Here is an 18193-nt window from a genome sequence, read left to right on the forward strand (position 1 = left end):
TGTTGGCAGCCGAAGCGGCATGCCGAAGGTATTCCACAATCATCACCGGAATGCATTGTTAAGTAAAATGTCCATTCTGGTGTAACCCCTCAATCTGTGCTCAACTGCAGACTATCGGTCCAAACTTTCCTGATTATCAGGACTGAAGTCCTTGATATTAGGACATGCGGCTCGTAGGCTGCTTTACAGTTCGAGAGAGGACATCCAGATGAACGAACGCAAGGTGGGACGCTGCACGGATGCAGTGGTAGTTGGAGCGGGGCCGGTCGGGATGACGACGGCTGCGCTGCTGGCCGCACGCGGAATCACGGTGATGGTCCTGGAAATGCGCTCCGGCACCAGCGAGGAACCGAAGGCCATCAGCATCGATGACGAGGCCTTGCGGACCTACCAGCAGGCAGGCATCGACCAGGAAATTTCCAGCATCATTGTGCCGGGAACCGGAACCCGTTATTACGACGCCGACAACCGTCCTATGTTCCAGGCCCGCGGCGCGATCCCCTACCGTTTGGGCCACCCCTTCAAAAACCCCTTTGCGCAGCCCGACCTTGAAAGAGTCCTGGCCCAGGGCCTGATCAACCACGATCTGGTGACCTTGGAGTACAACACCAAGGTCACGCACGTAGAGCAGGACGATGCCTTCGCCTACTTGACCACCGAAGGCCCGGCAGGTACGGAAACTATCGCCGCCCGCTACGCCCTCGGCGCAGACGGGGGCCGTTCGATCGTCCGAGAACTGGTAATGGACAACGCGATGTCCGGTCGCAGCTATTCGGACGTCTGGCTGGTGGCCGACACCCTCGAGGATCCGCACATTGAGCGCTACGGGATGCACCACGGCGACCCGAACCGCCCGCACGTGATCGTTCCAGGTTTGAACGGCCGCTGCCGCTACGAATTCCGGCTCTTCGACGGCGAAGGAGAACCGGGCCATGCCCCGGACTTTGAATTGATCAAGAAGCTGGTGGCCCCGTACCGCAGCATCGAACCTCAGCAGGTCGAACGCGCCACCAACTACCGTTTCAACGCTGCCAACGCTGACCGCTACCGCGCAGGCAGGTTCTTCGTGCTGGGCGACGCGGCCCACATGATGCCGCCATTTGCGGGCCAAGGCCTGAACTCGGGAATCCGCGACGCCGCGAACCTGACGTGGAAGGTCGCCGAGGTCATCCAAGGCAAGGCGCCGGACAGCATTCTCGACAGCTACGAGCCCGAGCGCAAGCCCCACGCCGGCGCGATCATCGCGCAGTCCGTCCGCTTGGGCAGCGTCGTGATGAGCACATCCGAGCGGCTGGCCCGCCACCGTGACACGATCATCCGCGAGTCACTCGCCACCGATGATGGCCGGGCCTTCTTCGAGGAAATGCGCTACCGCCCCGTCGCCCAGTTCGACTCGGAGCTGACGGTCACCGAGAACGCCGGACGTGCCATCGGCCAACCGCTGGTGTTCGACACCAGCTCGCGGACCACCGCACGTATGGACCACATCGTCGGCGACGGCTGGGTGCTGTTCGGCGTCGACGTGGTCCCAGGGGACTGGACGGAGGCCAACCAACTGGCACAGCGCTTCGGCGCTTCGCGCTGGTACATCCCATTTGACGACATCCAGCCGCGCAACGCCGACGTCGACGGGCTGCTAATCGACCTGGATGGTTCGCTCTACCGCGAATTCGAAGGCTACCGCGGGTACTTCGTACTCCTCCGCCCGGACCGCTTCACCTCCGCGGTGTTCGCCCCAGCAGAACTGCCCGCCGTCCTGGACAAAACCGCCTCACTGCAGCTGTCCGGCCCGCTACTTCCTACCGCTGCCCGCTAGAACCTACTAAACCCACCGACTGAACGAAGGAAACACCATGGAACGTCCAGCACGCGTCATCCTCGGGGAAAAGGGCGCCGCCGGCGCCCTGGGTGAAACCACGGTCTCCCACATCGGCTTCCGTGTCCCCGACGTCGAGGCGGTCGAGGCCTTCTACGGCCGGGTCCTCGGCCTGGTCCGCCACGCGGAGCTGCCCGACGGCGTCCGCCTCGGCTGGGGCGACGGCCACCACGTCCTCGACCTTATCGAAGGCCCCAAGGGGCTGGCCTATTACGGCTTCGAGGTCCGCGATGCCGACGGTCTGGCGGGCATCCGCGAACGCCTCGAGACCGCAGGGCACGACTTGCGCGAGCTCGACACCTCCTACATAACCGCCCCCCTGGGCAAGCCCGAAGGCATCGCCGTTACCGATCCGGACGGCACCGAGGTCCACTTCCATACCCAGGTCCAGCGCCAGGGAGAGAACACCGCCGACACCGGCCGCCGCCCGATCAAGTTCCAGCACACCACGCTGGGCACCGGCGACGTCGCCCGCCTGGTCTCCTTCTACACCGACGTGATTGGTTTCCGCATCTCCGACCAGCTCCAGGACGGAAAGTTCTGCTGGCTGCGTTCGGACAAAGACCACCACACCCTCGCAGTCGTGTACGTCGGAGCGGGCGGGGACATCGACCACTACTCCTACGACCTTGCGGAGTGGCAGGACTTCAAGGTCTGGTGCGACCGCCTCACCGAACTCAACGTGGACGTTGCCTGGGGCCCGGGCCGCCACGGTCCGGGCAACAATCTCTTCGTCTTCTTCGATGACCCGGCCGGTAACCACATCGAGCTGTCCGCCGAGATGGAGAAGTTCTACGACGACCGCGCCACCTACGTCCCGCGCCGTTGGGAACCGATTGCCAACAGCGTAAACCTCTGGGGTGGCCAACTGCCGAACTGGCGCAAGGTAAGCCAGCCCAACTAATCATCCCAAAGGAAGTAAGGAACTCTCATGGCATACGCAAACTACGAACACGACGGCCGCCTGCGGGTCGGTGAGGTCCAGGGCGACTTCCTGGTTCCACTCAAAGGCATCACGGAGATCGGCCCGAACACGTCCCTGGAGGTCCTGCGCGGGGCGGCCCTGCTGGACGACGAGCAAGTTGCCGTCCAGGCGGTGCGACTGCGGCCGGCCTCCCCCTCGGCCGCACGGATCATCTGCGTGGGGCTGAACTACAAGTCGCATATCGAGGAAACAAACCGGGACCTACCGACCTACCCCGTCATGTTCCCCAAATACGCCTCCAGCTTCATCGGCCCGACCGACGATATCGTGCTGCCGCCTGAGGCGCAGCAGGTCGACTACGAAGGCGAACTCGCCGTCATTATCGGCAAGACCGGCCGCCGCATCAGGGAAGAGGACGCGTTGGAACACGTGTTGGGCTATGCGGTCTGCAACGACGTGACCATGCGCGACTACCAGTACAAGACGCACCAGTGGATGCAGGGCAAGGCTTGGGACAACTCCACCCCGATCGGCCCTTACGTCGTGACGCCGGAGGAGGTGGACCTCACCTCCGCAGGCATCAGCACCACGCTCAATGGCCAAGTCGTACAGAAGTCCGACCTGTCGCACTTGATTTTCAGCATCCCGCGCTTGATAGCAACCGTCTCGGAGTTCACCCGCCTCGAACCCGGCGACGTAATCCTCACCGGCACCCCCTCCGGCGTCGGCTTTCGCCGCGACCCTCAGATATTCCTGCACGACGGCGACACGGTCACCGTCGAGATCGAGGGCATCGGCCGGGTAACCAACAAGGTCGTCGCCGAAGCCCTGTAGAGACCTCCCGCGGCCTGGTGGCTGCACGAACAGCACCAGGCCGCAGGGCCGTGCCCAGCGAAACCAGACGACGTCCAGGCTTCCGATCACGGATCGGCTTATCGATAAGCTAAGGCACATGAGTTCACATGCTTCCACCAGCGGATATCGAGACCGCAACAGCACAGCGGACCGTGCACTCACCATCCTCGAGATGTTCAACGAGGCGAAGTTCTCGGTTTCCGCCGTAGAGGTGGCCGCAGTACTGTCAGTGGCCAGGTCCACGGCCTACAGGTACCTCGAGTCACTGGTTTCGCGCGGCTTCCTCGAAGAGTCGCCCGCCGGAGGCTTCCGACTGGGACTCCGGATCCTTGAATTGGCGCACGTGGCCCGACAAGGCTACGGGCTGTCCGAGGTGGCGCTGCCTCAGATGCGTGCGCTGTGCGATCGGTTCGGACAGGCAGTACTGCTCACGCGACGGGCCGGAACTTCCGTCGTATGCCTCGAGCGTGAAGTACCCCCGGGCCAGCTGCTACGCATCTCCTATGAGCGCGGTAGCCAGCTGCCCCTGACAGCTGGCGCTTCGGCGCTGGTCCTGCTCGCATGGCTGGACGACGCCGAGGCCCGCCAGCTGTTTGACGCCATTCAACGGCCACGATTCACCGAACGCACCTTATCTGAGCCGGAAGACCTCCTGGCCCGGCTGCATGAGATTCGCGCGGCTGGCTACGCGATGACCCACGCAGAGGTCGATCCCGACGCCCTCGGCATCGCCGCCCCCATTTTCGATCCGCGCGGCGAGGTCGCCGCCGGTGTCAGCGTGGTGGCCCTGGGCAGCCGCGTGGACGCTGAAGAACGCCAGGAGATCATCAAGGCCGTCCGGGATTCGGCCGAACAAATCAGCAACACCCTTCGTATCACCGCCGGATAATAAAACAGGCCCCCATCGCTCTTCGCCGCGATCCCCGCCAAATTCTGTCCTTATGTGGTTGCTACATCGAATGCGTCCGACGCGACGAGGTTGGACAAGGCTGAAAACCGGCCCGCGCCGTCGATTTCAGCGATTCAGTTTTCGGTATTCTTGGGCCAGTCCTAGACCCCAAGGTGATGCTGCGTGCCCGGCACGGCACAACGGGAAGTTGTCGCCCCCGGCTAAAAGTTTTGCCAGGGCTGGCTTGCCCGAGACGCCTCTGGCAGCCAATCCAAGCCCGAAGGTGTGGACAATGTGCACAGCCCCCTTTATCCAAGCTAGAGCAACTCCGGAAGCCATCCCGAGGTCGGCCGTCGCAGCTCTTTTAGACGGCGGCACGGCAGGAGTCTTCGGAAACTAACCAAGTACTTCCCCGGCCGCCGCATCCTGGGCCCTCTGCCACAGCTAACAAAAGGTGCGAAATCGTCATTTTCCAAACGGGCGCTTGCTGATTTCACGCAGGCATTCTCCAAGTGCTGACCGAACGTGGGACGCCCGCGACGACCCGTCAACGCTCTGATGGCGAACATGGTCCCTGTCGGAGTAGTCGCGTACGCCGCTTCGCATCCAAGGGCTGGATCGACGGCACCTTGAAGGTCATAGTGGAAGGATCCCTGGGATCCTCAATTTCCCGTGGATAGTATCTGGGACAGGACACCACCGTATCGCGAGGGTCAGTGAGAACGTGATCGAAGCAGCTGCTGCCGTTATTGGCCGGAACAATGTCACCATGTTGGGCCGCGATGATGGGCCGGTGATGATGTTTGCCCATGGTTTTGGCTGTGATCAGGCTATGTGGCAGAAGCTGCTGCCTTATTTCGTTGATGAATACCGTCTTGTGCTTTTTGATCATGTTGGTGCAGGACACTCCGATATCAGCGCCTATGACTGGGAGAAGTACGGGTCCCTGGATGGTTACGCCTCAGACCTGCTGGAGATTTGCGCCGCCCTTGAACTTGAGGACGTCATCCTGGTGGGCCACAGCGTCAGCACGATGATCGCCGTGATCGCCGCAGTGCAGGACCCCAACCGTTTCTCCCACCTGGTCCTGCTTGCTCCTTCACCCCGCCATACGGATGACCCGTACGACGGCTACGTGGGCGGATTTTCGCGAGAAGACATCGAGGGCCTGCTCGCATCTCTGGACAGCAACTATTTCGCCTGGGCCGCAGCCTTGGCGCCCATGGTGATGGGCAACCCCCAGGAGCCGGAACTGGCGGAGGACCTGCGTGTCAGCTTCTGCCGGACAAATCCCGCCATCGCGCGGCACTTCGCCGGGGTAACTTTCTTTTCCGACACCCGCGCTGAACTGAAAAAGGTGCGGACCAGCTGCCTGATTCTGCAGTGCTCCGACGATCGGCTTGCCCCGCCGGAAGTGGGCGCCTACCTGCACAAGAATCTGGAACACAGCACCCTGGTGCAGCTTCAGGCCACCGGCCACTGCCCCCACGTTAGCGCTCCGGAGGAAACGGCCAGGGCGATCATGCACTACCTCGGCACCCGCTTGTGACAGGCGCCGCCTTCCCCAGCGACGACGACTCCCACGTCCTGGCGCAAACCTCCAGTTCCCGCCCATCCGCGACAGGCTCATCGCAGACATCCCCGGCCTGGACGAACCCATGCAACGCACCCTGTTCGCCCGAACCGAAGGCGCACCCGCTTGGTTCCGCATCGAATGGGCGCAACAACTGCTCCTGCACGCCTACACCCGCACCAGCCCCCAACACCAGGCACCCGTCCTCACCGCCATCGGCTACATCAACTGGCGGGAAGGCAAAGGCAGCAAAACACACCAATTCCTCCATGAACAAAACCACCGCCTACAAAACACTGCCCTACGCAATGCCGTAAAGCACGAGAAGGCAGCGGGGATCAGAGCTTGATTCACCCCCCAAGCGCGCACAGAATCCTCAGGCTCCGCAAAAAGATAAATCATCGGCGATCGAAAAGGTTTTGGTGAGTGACCGGCGTCAAACCCCGTAGTGGCGGCAGCCGCCACTGAGAACGGGCAAAGTAGGACCTGGAGACTACCCTCCTGCCTGCGGAGCGGCTATGGTCTCGGTCATGAAACCGATCATCCTCCTAGATATCAACGGCGTGCTCAACCCTAAGCTTCAGCCGGGTGACAAGTCTGATGGGAAGCATGCCCAGCTCTCTGATCTAAAGGTTGCCCTGGTGCGTCGGCTCGCCACCAAGGGGACGCTCGCGTGGGTATCGACGTCAAATGAGGATCTTGTGGACAGCCTCGAAGCGCAGCTACAGCTTGAGGTGAAACCGCTGCGCGTGGAGATCATGCCGGAGCCGGACGATGAGGACCAGCAGACGCCCAAACTGGGGTCAGTATCCAGGTGGTTGAACAAAATGGAGGCCGAAGGCGGCGCTGACTGGGACGCCATAGTATGGATCGACGACGCACTAGAGGCTGACGTGCACGACTGGGCCCACCAGTACCACCAACCCGTCCTGCTGGAGAAGCCTGACCCTGAAGAGGGCCTGACAGAAGCCCACGTCGTGGCAGTGCAAGTTTTCATCAACGACGAGGAACGGAACCATGCACCCTGACAGCAGCCGGATTACGCCCCCACGCCAAGCGCATAACGGTCACGACTGAAGGGGTAACGACGTGTACCGTCAGCGTCGAATGGAGAAGCAGCGCAATCTAAGCTCCGGGGCGCCTACGCGAGGCGGGTGTACGGTGGCGGTATTCGCGCGCATAACTGGGATGCCAGCTGAACCCTCTAGAGTCTTTGCCTATGAACGCCTCAACCAGTAATGTCCCGGTTCGACCCGTCCAGCGCGTCGTCATCGTCCACGGATACCAATCGTCTCCGGATGCAAACTGGTTCCCCTGGCTTCAAAGCGCCCTCGAAGCTGAAGACATAGAAGTCACAGTCGTTCCACTCCCCAACCCGGACAATCCTGACAAAGCAGCCTGGGAGAACGCAGTCAGCACGGCACTCGGAATGCCGGATGCGACAACAGTGGTTGTGGCACATTCCCTCGGCGTGGTCACCGTCCTACGGGTACTCGAGACCCTGCCGGAACCATGGGAGCTGGGCGGTCTCGTGTTGGTCGCCGGGTTCACTGAACCACTGGAAACATTGCCGGAACTCGATGGTTTCCTCGCAACTGACGTTGCCGTAGAGCGGATGGCAACGAGCATTCGGAAACGAACAGTACTTCGCTCTGACACAGATCCTTTCGTGCCGCCGGAAGCATCCGATGATCTCGCCAGACGTCTAAGCGCACGCCTGCAGGTCCACCCGGGAGCACGACACTTCATGGCAGAAGATGGCATCACAAGGCTGCCTGCTCTGCTTGACCTGATTCGCTCCAAGTAGGGGCTTCCGGGCAAAGAAAGCCCTAGACCGCACTGGTGGCCATTATGCGGCGCCGAGGCGGCAGATCTGCCCGGCCGGCAGCTAGCATGAATGTACGGATTGCGCGCCGGGCCGGGTACAGCCTGCCCATACGATGTCACCCGGCTGGAACAGCACGACTGGCGGGACTGGGCAGAGACTACTATGCGACCGTCTCCTTCAACAACGTCCCCGACGGTAATTCGTACCGGGAAGAAGGGGCGCTAACCGCGGGCGGTGAGGTCCGCGGAGATGAGCTTTGCCGTGGCAACGGTCTCCTGCGCCACGAAGTCAAGGTAGGCATCCCGGTCGGCCTTGGCGTCCACCGGCTGGGCTTGCAGGGACACGTTCACCGCAGCGACCACCTTGGGCCCGTCATACACGGGTGCGGCGACCGACATCAGCCCCAGCTCCAGTTCCTGGTCCAGCACGCACCAGCCCTTGGTTCGGACCGTTTCCAGCTCGGCCAGCAGTTCCGGGACGGTTCCCAGGGCCCGCGGCGTAAGGGGCGTGATGTCTGCGGCGGCTAGGTACGCCTTCAGGTCCGCGGGTGGCAGGTGCGCCAGGAGAACGCGGCCCATGGACGTGGCATACGCCGGGAAGCGTGTGCCGACCGTGATGCCGATGGTCATGATCCGGCGCGTGGTCACCCGGGCGATGTAGGCGATATCGGTGCCGTCCAGCACGGCAGCCGAGGTGGACTCCCCCAGCTTCAGGGACAGCTCCTCCAGGTGCGGCTGTGCAAGCTGGGGCAGTGACAATCCCGAAAGGTACGCATAACCCAGCTGCAGGACCTTGGCCGTGAGCGCGAAGGTCTTGCCGTCGGTCCGCACGTAGCCAAGCTCCACCAGGGTGTGCAGGAACCGGCGCGCCGTGGCCCGGGTCAGGCCTGTCCGGGCTGCCACCTCGGTGAGGGTCATCAGCGGGTGATCCGTGTCGAACGCACGGATGACGGCCAGCCCGCGGGCCAGCGACTGGACGTACTGGTCGCCCGCCTGCGGTGCCACCGGGGTGCCGCCGTCGGCTGCTCTTGTGGTCATGGTTCCCAATCCTATGGCGGTGGAGAGCCAGGTTCCCGCCCCGGGCTCAGCCGCCGGCGACGGCGGGTGCGGCCTTGAGCGGAACGGGGACGAGTTCCTGGAGTTCCTCCAGTGTGCAGCCGAAGGTTTCGCGGACGGTGACGCCGTCGGGTCCGGTGAGGAAGACGGCCTTGTCCGTGTACACGCGGGTGACGCAGCCTACGCCGGTAAGCGGGTAGGTGCAGGATTCCACGATTTTGGAGGCGCCCTCGCGGGTCAGCAGGGTCATCATGACGAAGACGTCCTTGGCGCCGGTGGCGAGGTCCATGGCTCCGCCGACGGCGGGAATCGCGCCCGGAGCGCCGGTGTGCCAGTTGGCGAGGTCACCGGTGACGGAGACCTGGAACGCGCCCAGGACGCAGATGTCCAGGTGCCCGCCACGCATCATCGCGAACGAGTCGGCGTGGTGGAAGTACGAGGCGCCGGGGAGTTCGGTGACGGGGATCTTGCCGGCGTTGATCAGGTCCCCGTCGATTTCGTCGCCCTTTGCTTCGGGTCCCATGCCGAGCATCCCGTTCTCCGTGTGGAGGGTGATGTTCTGTTCCGCGGTGAGGTAGTTGGAGACCAGGGTGGGCTGGCCGATGCCGAGGTTCACGAAGGACCCGGCGGCGATGTCCCGGGCCACTAGACGGGCGAGGTCATCCCGGCCGAGGGCTATTTCGGAGGTCTTGATGCTGGTTTCGGTGAGGCTCATGTCAGGCCGCCTTCGGGTTCGTGCCGGCGCCGCTGCCGGCCACTTTGACGATGCTGTTGACGTAGATGCCCGGGGTCACGATGTTCTCCGGGTCCAGAGCGCCGGTGGGCACGACCTCGGACACCTGCACGATGGTATGCCTGGCCGCGGCCGCCATGATGGGCCCGAAGTTGCGGGCGGTCTTGCGGTAGACCAGGTTGCCCTTGCCGTCCGCCTTCAGGGCCTTGACCAGCGCGACGTCGGCGTGGATGGGGGTTTCGAACACGTGGCCGCGGCCGTCGATGATGCGGGTTTCCTTGCCCTCGGCCAGCATGGTGCCGTACCCGGTGGGGGTGAAGAACCCGCCGATGCCCGCCCCGGCGGCGCGGATCCGCTCGGCCAGGTTGCCCTGCGGGACGAGCTCCAGCTCAATCTCGCCGGCCTTGTACTTCGCGTCGAAGTGCCACGAGTCGGACTGCCGCGGGAAGGAGCAGATCATCTTCTTCACCCGGCCTTCCTTGATCAGCAGCGCCAGGCCCTGGTCGCCCTGGCCGGCATTGTTGTTCACCACGGTCAAATCCGTGGCACCGCATTCCAGCAGCGCGTCAATCAGCTCGAACGGCTGCCCGGCATTGCCGAACCCGCCGATCATCACCGTGGAGCCGTCCTTGATCCCGGCCACAGCCTCATCGACCGTATCTACGAAGTTCAGCATGGCTTAGGCCTTTCCCTTGGAGGCAGTGACGTTTTCAAGCACCACGGCCAGGCCCTGCCCGACGCCGATGCAGATCGCAGCAACCCCCCAGCGCTCACCCGACGCCTGCAGGGACCGGGCGAGGGTGCCCAGGATCCGGGTCCCGGAGGCGCCCAGCGGGTGGCCCATGGCGATCGCGCCGCCGTGCCGGTTCACGATGGAGGGGTCGATGCCCCAGGCGTTGATGCAGGCCAGGGACTGGGCGGCGAACGCTTCGTTAAGTTCGACGGCGCCCACCTGGTCCCAGCCGATGCCCGCCTTGGCGAGGGCCTTGTTCGCCGCCTCCACCGGCGCGTAACCGAAGTACTGAGGATCGTTGCCGTGCGCGCCGCGCCCGGCGATGCGGGCCAGCGGGTCCAGGCCGAGCAGCCCGGCGCCGGCCTCGCTGCCCACCCAGGCCGCGGAGGCGCCGTCGGACAACGGCGACGCGTTCCCTGCGGTGACTGTGCCGCCCACCTCCGCGCCCTCGGGCTCCTTCCGGAACACCGTCTTCAGGGCCGCGAGCTTCTCGGGCGTGGAACCGGGGCGGATGCCCTCGTCCCGCACCAGGTCAGTACCCGGCACCGGCGCCACCAGGTTGTCGTAGAAGCCTTCGTCCCAGGCGGCGGCGGAGAGGTTGTGCGAGTCGGCAGCGAACTGGTCCTGCGCTTCGCGGGTCACCTTGTACTTTTCGCGGAGCCGCTCGGTGGCCTCGCCCAGGGAGATGGTCCATTCCTTGGGCATTGCCTTGTTCACCAGGCGCCAGCCGAGCGTGGTGGACGCCAGCGTCATGTCACCCGCGGGGTAGGGCTTCTCCGTCTTAGGCAGCACCCACGGGGCACGGGACATGGACTCCGCACCGCCGACCAGCATCAGGTCCGCGTCCCCGGCGTTGATCTGGCGGGAAGCGATGATCGCCGCGTCCAGGGAGGACCCGCAGAGCCGGTTCACCGTGGTGCCCGGAATCGACACCGGCAGGCCGGCCAGCAGGGTGCCCATCCGGGCGATGTTCCGGTTTTCCTCGCCCGCGCCGTTGGCGTTGCCGAAGACAACCTCGTCGATCCGCTCCGGATCCAGGCCCGGCGCGCGCTTCACGGACTCCCTGATCACATGCGCCGCAAGGTCATCAGGACGCACCGCGGCGAGGCCGGAGCCGAACTTGCCGAACGGGGTGCGCACGGCGTCGTACACAAAAGCCTGGTTCATGGGGTGGTGTCCATTTCTCGAAACACTTGCTGGGCGGTCTTGAAGGCGGTGTTGGCCGACGGGACCCCGCAGTAAATGGCGGTCTGCAGCAGGATTTCCTTGATCTCGTCCCTGCTCAGGCCATTGGTGATCGCCGCGCGGATGTGCATGGCCAGTTCCTCCCAGTGCCCGTGCGCCACCATCGCGGTGAGGGTCACGGCCGAGCGCATCTGCCGGGACAGGCCGGGCCTGGTCCAGATGCCGCCCCACGCGATCCGGGTGATCATGTCCTGGAAATCCTCGGTGAAGCTGTCCATGTTGGCGTTGGCCCGGTCCACGTGCGCGTCCCCCAGGACTTCGCGCCGGACCACCATGCCGGCGTCGTAAATCTCCTTGCTGGTGGCGTCCGGCTGGACCACACCGTGCCTCTTCGTCCCGCTCATCTGCTTCCTCCGGTCTTTTCGGCCTGTGATTCGGCCCAAGCCAGCAGGCTGCGCATCAGCTCGGCGGTGTGCGCGGGGGCCTCCGCGGGAGCCAGGTGCGCCACGCCTTCCAGGGTGACGGCTGTTGCGGTGCCGCCGCCGGCGCTGATCCCGGCGGCCACTTCCTCAGCCATCGACGGCGGCGCGACGCCGTCCAGCGCACCGGCAATGACCTGGGTGGGGACACGGATGCTGCCGAGTTCCGCGCGGACATCAAAAGCGGCCAGGGCCTCGCAGCAGAACGCGTAGCTGAACCGGTCGGTGTCGCGCAGGGCGTGCAGGAGCCGGCTGCTGACCTCCGGTTCACGGTCCATAAAGCCGGGGGCGAACCAGCGCTGCGCCGAACCCTGGATCATCACGGGGGTGCCCTGGGTACGGACCGTTTCGGCGCGTTCCAGCCATCCCCCGGGGGTGCCGAGCTTTGCGCCGCTGTTCTGCACGGACAGGCTCTTGAGGCGTTCAACGTGCTTGATGCCCAGCTGCAGGCCGGTGGCACCACCCAGCGACACACCGGCATAGTGGAAGGCTTCGCCGGGGGCAATGGAGTCGACGAGGTCCACCACGGCCTCTGCCAGATCCGAAACGTCGAAGGTTTCGGTGGCGGCCGGTGAGACGCCGTGGCCGGGCAGGTCCCAGGCCACCACGTCGTAGTCATTGCCCAGCAGGGAGGCGGTACGGTTCCAGAGGATGGAGGAGGTGCCCAGCGAGGACCCCACCACCAGGAGGGGGTGGTCCCCCAAAGGGCGCTGGGATGAAAGCAGTGCGGCTTTGAGGGCGGGTTTAGCCACGGTGTGCTCCGTTCGCGTCGGTAGCTGAAGGGGGGAGGTCCGGGGAGGCAAAGTCCGGGTAGGCGGCCAGGATCCGCCGGGAGATTTCCCGGGACTGGCCAAGGTAGCTGGCCGGATCCAGGAGCTCCTCGAGCCGCAGGTCCGTGACCAACCCGGCGGGAACGGCGTCCCGGACCAGTTTCCGGTAGGCGGACGCCTGTTCGGACGGTTGGGCCTGCAGGGTCTGGTCCACCACGTCCTGCAGCTGCTGCTTGCCGCTCTTACCGTCCAGCTCCGGAAGCAGCGGGCCGACGGCGGCGCTGACGCCCTCCGCCAGGAGCAGCGGGCCGGCCAAGTCGAGATTGCGCCGCATCGCGTCCGGGTGGACCTGCAGGCCTTCCGCAAGCTCCCGGCTATGTCCGGCGGCGCCGAGTGCCAGGGCAAGCAGCTGCTGGAGCGCGGGCCACTCGGTGTGCCACGCGCCGTCGGCGCGCTCATCGTTAAAAGCGGCGGCAGCCAGGTGCAGCTGGGCTGCCAGGCTGGGTGCCTGGAGGGCTGCGCTGCGGACCAGCACAGAGAGGACGGGGTTTTGTTTCTGCGGCATGGCAGAGGAGACACCCCGGCCGGCGGCGCGGGGTTCGGCCACCTCTGCCACCTCTGGGCGGCTGAGGAACAGGACGTCTGCCGCGATCTTGCCGAGGGCGTCCAGTACTGCGGCCACGGCGTTGCCAATGGACGTGATGGGCAGCCGGTTGGTGTGCCAGGGCGCGGCGGCGGGGGCGAGGCCCAGCTGGGTAGCCAGCGCATCAGCGAGGCTGAACGGGGTGGCCGCCGAGCCGGCCGTCAGCACTGTTCCGGCAGCAAGCGTGCCTGCCGCCCCGCCGAACTGGACCGGAAACTCCAGGGCCGCGAGCTGCCGTCCTGCGGCCGCGAGCCCATGGAACCACTGCGCCGCCCGGAGTCCGAACGTGTAGGGCAGGGAATGCTGCGTCAAGCTCCGGCCCACGCACAGCGCGTCCCCATATTCCGCGGCGAGGGCCGCGAGCGCCGTCGTCGTGCCTTTCACGTCGGCAAGCAGCGCCGCCACCGTGTTGCGGGCCAGCAGCATCAGGGCCGTGTCCAGCACGTCCTGGCTGGTCAGCGAGGTGTGCACCGCACGCAGGGCACCAACACCGTCGGCGCCTACGTTCGAGGTATCCAGCACCGTCACGTGCCGGCGGAGGTCCGCCAGCAGCGGGATGACAGGGTTGCCGCCACCCTGGGCGCGCACCGCGATATCGGCGGCGTTATAGCGGCCCGGTTCGGCGGCGGACGCTACGACGGCGGCGGAACCGGCGGGTGCCAGGCCCGCCTGTTCCAACGCCGCGGCCCAGCCGGCCTCGACGGCGAGCATCGCGGCCAGCACCGCCCCGTCACCCGTCAACGCCGCCACCAGGGGTGACGCCGAGGCGGGACGGAGCAGGCCTGCACCTGCGCCCGCAGCCGTATCGGGGGCAGCGGCGTCCGTCACTGGAAGTCCAGGAAGACGGTCTCGCCCTCGCCCTGGAGGCGGATGTCGAAGGTCAGGCCGCCTTCGGGATCGCGCCTGGCGATGAGGGTCTTGCGCCGTTCCGGGTCCAGGGAGGACAGCAGCGGATCGTTGGCCAGGGCCTCTCCGTTCTCCGGCAGGTAGATGCGGGTGAAGAGCCGGTTGGTCAGGCCGCGGGCGAAGACGGCCACCGAGATGAAGGCGGCCGCGCCGGGCCTGGTGGGACCGGGATTGACGGTGGTGAAGGTGTACACGCCGGTGTAGCCCACGGCGCCGCGGCCCCACCCGGTGAAGGTGTAGCCGTCACGGTGGAACGAGCCCGTCTGCTGGACAATGTTGCCTTCCGCGTCAGGCTGCCAGATTTCCAGGATGGCGTCCGGCACCGTCTCGCCGGCGCCGTCGTACACAGTTCCCTGGAGCCGGATGGAACCGGGCGAACCCGGGGCAAGGAGCTCGTTGTCCTTCTCGAACGGCAGCGCGTAGCCGTAGAACGGGCCCACGGTCTGCCCCGGTGTGGGAACCAGTTTGGTGCTCATGTGACTACTCCTCATCACTTTCTGCGCCCAGCGCCTCGTTCTCGGTCCAGGTCCGTTTGGGCCCGGTCAGGACGATGTCCCAGTTGTAGCCGAGCGCCCACTCGGGCTCGGTGAGGTTGTGGTCGTAGCTGGCCACCAGCCGGTCGCGGGCGTCCTGGTCCACGATGGTCTGGTAGATCGGATCCAGCGGGAAGAGCTGGTCGCCGGGGAAGTACATTTGGGTGATGATCCGCTGGGTGAATTCGGTGCCGAACAGCGAGAAGTGGATGTGGGCCGGCCGCCAGGCGTTGAGGTGGTTCTTCCACGGGTAGGCACCGGGTTTGATGGTGGTGAAACGGTAGGAGCCGTCAGGTCCGGTGATGCAGCGGCCGATGCCGGTGAAGTTGGGGTCGATCGGCGCGGGGTGCTGGTCGCGCTTGTGGATGTAGCGGCCGGAGGCGTTGGCCTGCCAGATCTCCACCAGCTGCCCGGCCACCGGGCGGCCGTCGCCGTCCAGGACCCGGCCGGCCACGATGATGCGTTCGCCCTGGGGTTCCCCGTTGTGCTGGATGGTCAAGTCCGATTCCAGGGCGTGGACGTCCTGGTGGCCGAAGGCCGGCGAGAACAGTTCGATGGTTTCCGGGTCCGCGTGGTGCAGGCTCTTGGTGGGGTGCCGGAGGATGCTGCTGCGGTACGGCGGGTAGTCCAGCCGGGGCTGGGTTTCCGCCGGGGCGCCGTCCTTCAGGGCTCGGGCGTAGGCGTCGGCCAGGCCGTTAATCTCTGCGCTGAGCTCCTGCTGGGTTTCCACGGCTGCGTCCAGGGGCGCATGTCCTGCCTTTGGTTCGGCAGCCGGGACAGCCTCGTCCGTGGGGGCGTTTAATTCGTGCGGCACGGCTGGCTCCTTTCGGATGTTTTGGGCATAAGTTTTCAATGGCGTGGAGCACTTTTAAGTTTTGTTGGCCATTACCGCATTTAACGGGAGTGCGTGCTGGCAAGTATCCGCGACGACTAGACAGCCGATGAAAGCTGCCTATGAGGCCACCTGTTGATGCGGTCACGCAGACAGCATGTGTTCAGGGCTGGCTAGCCCAACTTGTGAGCCAGTCTACGCTCTCGTTCATGCAGCGCACAACAGTTCGTCTGGCGAACAGGGGGACGTAATAACAGTTCTTGTACGAAAGTCGATTCTTGTGACGGTTCTTACGGACAGGACATATCGGACTCAGCCTCCCGTCTCATTGCCGTGCGGGCCAGCCGGTGTAGGCCTCCGCGAGGTACGCCATGCCGTGCCGGGATGACACCACCGAGTTAAGCTCGCCCAGCTGGCGGGCGCGGGAGAAATCATCAGCGTCGGCGGGCGTGTGGAGCAGGGTGGTCATCCAGTAGGAGAACTGCTGGGCCTTCCACACCCGCTCCAGGGCGCGGTCGCTATAGGCCTCCAGCAGGAGGTCAGAGCCGGAGTTGTAGTGGCTGTCCAGCCCCTCGAAGAGGACCTTGACGTCGTGGATGGCCAGGTTCAGGCCTTTGGCACCGGTGGGCGGGACCGTATGCGCGGCGTCGCCGGCCAGGAACAGGTTGCCGTGGCGCATGGGGGTGTGGACGAAGCTGCGGAACGGCAGGACCATTTTCTCGATGACCGGCCCCTCTTTCAGTTCGAAGCCGTTGCCGTTCACCCGGCTGCGGAATTCGGCCCAGATCCGGTCGTCGTCCCACTCGGCTACGTTTTCCTTGGGGTCGCACTGGAAGTACATCCGCTGCACCATCTCGGTGCGCTGGCTGATCAGTGCGAAGCCGTTGGCGGAGTTGGCGTAGATCAGTTCGTCTGAGCTGCGCGGGGCCTCGGCCAGGATGCCGAACCAGGCGAACGGGTATTCATGGAAGTACCACTTGCGGTGCGCCTCCGGGATCTGGAAGCGGCAGTGGCTGCGGGAACCGTCAGCGCCAACCAGGAAGTCGGCCTGGATCTCGAACTTCGTGCCGTCGGCGTCGGTGAACCAGATCTTCGGCTTACTTTCCAGGTCATGCACTGCGGTGTCCGTGACGCTGTAGCGGACGTCACCGCCGTCGGCTTCCCGCCGGGCGGCGAGGTCCAGGAACACGTCTGTCTGCGGGTACAGCCACACGGACTCCCCCACCAGGTCCTTGAAGTCCACGCGGTGGCTCTCCCCGTTGAAGCGCAGTTCGATGCCGTCGTGGCGGTCCCCGTCACGCAGGACCCGGTCCGAGACGCCGCTGTCCACGAGCATATTGACCGTTCCGTGTTCGAGGATGCCGGCGCGGACGGTTTCGGAGATCTCGTTATGGCTGCGGACCTCGATAACGGTGGAGTCGATACCGGCCTTGGCCAGCAGGTGGGAGAGCATCAGTCCGGCAGGGCCGGCTCCCATGATGGCCACCTGGGTGGTGATGATTTCTCGTGTTGCCATGGTTTGTCTCGCTTCATTGCGGGGCCCTGCGGGCCGGATTTGCCGTATCTGGCAATCAGTGTGCGGCAGCAGGAGTGACAGCTGTAACAGCAATTCCGTTCAATGGGAAGCGTCAGGGATTACCGAGTGCGCGGGCGATGCCCCGCGCTGCCGTCTGCAGGGCCGGAACCAGGGCCTGCAGGCGCATCTCACGCAAGGGAACCACGACGCCGAGTGAGGCCACCGCACGTTGCCGGCGGTTGAGGACGGGGACCGCAATCCCCCAGGTGTCCGGATCAACCACGCCTTTCAGCTGGGCAAAGCCAAGATGCGCTGTTTCGCTGAGCAGCGCGCGCAGCGCGTCCACAGTGACCTTACCGTCGGGGTCGCTGAACTGGTCAAGGTACTCCGCCTGCAGGGCCTTGTCCTGGTGCGCCATCAGCGCCAGCCCTGCAGACGTGATGTGGACAGGCATCCGCCCTGCCACCTGCGCGCGGTTTGCCACCGACCCGCGCCGCGAGAGCCTTTCGACGAACAATGCCTCCCAGCCATCCAGCACCGCCAGGTTCACGTTCTGGTTCAGGACCTGCTGGATGTCCTCCATGAACGGCATGGCCGCCTCCCGCAGAGCCAGGGTGGGCGAGGTCCGATTGACCAGCTCCCATAACCGCACGCCCGGACGTACCATGCCTCCTGGCGCGGTTTCCAGCAGGTCATGCTCGGCCAACTGTCGCACCAGCCGGTGGGCAGTCGTTAGCGGCAGCCCGGCCCGGGCCGCCAGTTCAGACAACGGGAGGGTACCGACATCCTGCGGAAAAGCCGAGATAATCCGGACAACCCGATCCACTACGGAATCACCAGAGGCTGAATTAGCCACTGCCTA

General features: G+C 65.0%; 19 protein-coding genes and 1 pseudogene. 9 read left to right on the forward strand and 11 right to left on the reverse strand.

Annotated elements, in window-relative coordinates:
• Positions 1 to 208 precede the first annotated feature (208 nt).
• The 9 genes and pseudogenes from AC5RUO_RS16525 to AC5RUO_RS16565 all read left to right on the forward strand — a co-directional run.
• Positions 209 to 1237: pseudogene (locus AC5RUO_RS16525) on the forward strand (FAD-dependent monooxygenase); the annotation flags it as partial.
• 126 nt (positions 1238 to 1363) lie between these two features.
• On the forward strand, positions 1364 to 1816 hold the full coding sequence (locus tag AC5RUO_RS16530) for a hypothetical protein (RefSeq protein ID WP_494104114.1): 453 nt from the start codon (positions 1364 to 1366) through the stop codon (positions 1814 to 1816).
• 37 nt (positions 1817 to 1853) lie between these two features.
• Entirely contained in the window at positions 1854 to 2780 is a 927-nt protein-coding gene (locus AC5RUO_RS16535) for a VOC family protein (protein ID WP_494011131.1), read from the forward strand.
• Between the two features lie 27 nt (positions 2781 to 2807).
• Complete coding sequence (locus AC5RUO_RS16540; RefSeq protein ID WP_494011130.1) at positions 2808 to 3635, forward strand: fumarylacetoacetate hydrolase family protein; 828 nt, start codon at positions 2808 to 2810, stop codon at positions 3633 to 3635.
• 118 nt (positions 3636 to 3753) lie between these two features.
• Entirely contained in the window at positions 3754 to 4545 is a 792-nt protein-coding gene (locus tag AC5RUO_RS16545; RefSeq protein WP_494011129.1) for an IclR family transcriptional regulator, read from the forward strand.
• Positions 4546 to 5269: 724 nt separating this feature from the next.
• On the forward strand, positions 5270 to 6094 hold the full coding sequence (locus AC5RUO_RS16550) for an alpha/beta fold hydrolase (RefSeq protein ID WP_494053219.1): 825 nt from the start codon (positions 5270 to 5272) through the stop codon (positions 6092 to 6094).
• Positions 6095 to 6203: 109 nt separating this feature from the next.
• Positions 6204 to 6467 carry a hypothetical protein gene (locus AC5RUO_RS16555; protein ID WP_494011127.1) on the forward strand — a complete coding sequence of 88 codons (264 nt, stop codon included), beginning with the start codon at positions 6204 to 6206 and terminating at the stop codon, positions 6465 to 6467.
• A gap of 181 nt (positions 6468 to 6648) precedes the next feature.
• A complete protein-coding gene (locus tag AC5RUO_RS16560; protein WP_494104077.1) occupies positions 6649 to 7146 on the forward strand; it encodes an HAD domain-containing protein in 498 nt (165 codons plus the stop codon).
• A gap of 191 nt (positions 7147 to 7337) precedes the next feature.
• On the forward strand, positions 7338 to 7925 hold the full coding sequence (locus AC5RUO_RS16565) for an RBBP9/YdeN family alpha/beta hydrolase (protein ID WP_494011125.1): 588 nt from the start codon (positions 7338 to 7340) through the stop codon (positions 7923 to 7925).
• Between the two features lie 242 nt (positions 7926 to 8167).
• On the opposite strand, the gene AC5RUO_RS16570 is transcribed toward AC5RUO_RS16565, so the two are convergent.
• The 11 genes from AC5RUO_RS16570 to AC5RUO_RS16620 all read right to left on the reverse strand — a co-directional run bounded on the left by AC5RUO_RS16570 (position 8168) and on the right by AC5RUO_RS16620 (position 18187).
• Positions 8168 to 8983, reverse strand: coding sequence for an IclR family transcriptional regulator domain-containing protein (locus tag AC5RUO_RS16570; protein ID WP_494011124.1), 816 nt, complete (start codon positions 8981 to 8983; stop codon positions 8168 to 8170).
• A gap of 46 nt (positions 8984 to 9029) precedes the next feature.
• A complete protein-coding gene (locus tag AC5RUO_RS16575) occupies positions 9030 to 9716 on the reverse strand; it encodes a 3-oxoacid CoA-transferase subunit B (protein WP_494104078.1) in 687 nt (228 codons plus the stop codon).
• A 1-nt stretch (position 9717) separates the two neighbouring features.
• On the reverse strand, positions 9718 to 10410 hold the full coding sequence (locus tag AC5RUO_RS16580) for a 3-oxoacid CoA-transferase subunit A (RefSeq protein ID WP_494011122.1): 693 nt from the start codon (positions 10408 to 10410) through the stop codon (positions 9718 to 9720).
• A 3-nt stretch (positions 10411 to 10413) separates the two neighbouring features.
• Positions 10414 to 11634, reverse strand: a complete 1221-nt coding sequence (locus AC5RUO_RS16585) for a thiolase family protein (protein ID WP_494104079.1) — start codon at positions 11632 to 11634, stop codon at positions 10414 to 10416.
• On the reverse strand, positions 11631 to 12056 hold the full coding sequence (gene pcaC / locus AC5RUO_RS16590) for a 4-carboxymuconolactone decarboxylase (protein ID WP_494104080.1): 426 nt from the start codon (positions 12054 to 12056) through the stop codon (positions 11631 to 11633). The genes AC5RUO_RS16585 and pcaC overlap by 4 nt, the downstream gene beginning before the upstream one ends.
• Positions 12053 to 12883: an alpha/beta fold hydrolase gene (locus AC5RUO_RS16595; protein WP_494011119.1), complete on the reverse strand. Its 831-nt coding sequence runs from the start codon at positions 12881 to 12883 to the stop codon at positions 12053 to 12055. The genes pcaC and AC5RUO_RS16595 overlap by 4 nt, the downstream gene beginning before the upstream one ends.
• Positions 12876 to 14372 (reverse strand): lyase family protein, encoded by a 1497-nt coding sequence (locus AC5RUO_RS16600; protein ID WP_494104081.1) that lies wholly within the window; start codon positions 14370 to 14372, stop codon positions 12876 to 12878. Before AC5RUO_RS16600 ends, AC5RUO_RS16595 begins: the two co-directional genes overlap by 8 nt.
• Entirely contained in the window at positions 14369 to 14926 is a 558-nt protein-coding gene (pcaG, locus tag AC5RUO_RS16605; RefSeq protein ID WP_494104082.1) for a protocatechuate 3,4-dioxygenase subunit alpha, read from the reverse strand. The genes AC5RUO_RS16600 and pcaG overlap by 4 nt, the downstream gene beginning before the upstream one ends.
• A 4-nt stretch (positions 14927 to 14930) precedes the next feature.
• The gene (gene pcaH, locus AC5RUO_RS16610) at positions 14931 to 15797 is read right to left on the reverse strand and encodes a protocatechuate 3,4-dioxygenase subunit beta (RefSeq protein ID WP_494104083.1); all 867 of its coding nucleotides are present in this window, start codon (positions 15795 to 15797) and stop codon (positions 14931 to 14933) included.
• Between the two features lie 343 nt (positions 15798 to 16140).
• Positions 16141 to 17331, reverse strand: a complete 1191-nt coding sequence (locus AC5RUO_RS16615) for a 4-hydroxybenzoate 3-monooxygenase (RefSeq protein ID WP_494104084.1) — start codon at positions 17329 to 17331, stop codon at positions 16141 to 16143.
• 112 nt (positions 17332 to 17443) lie between these two features.
• Positions 17444 to 18187 (reverse strand): IclR family transcriptional regulator, encoded by a 744-nt coding sequence (locus AC5RUO_RS16620; protein ID WP_494053300.1) that lies wholly within the window; start codon positions 18185 to 18187, stop codon positions 17444 to 17446.
• Positions 18188 to 18193 lie beyond the last annotated feature (6 nt).

This window comes from Arthrobacter sp. Y3221087, assembly GCF_059089905.1.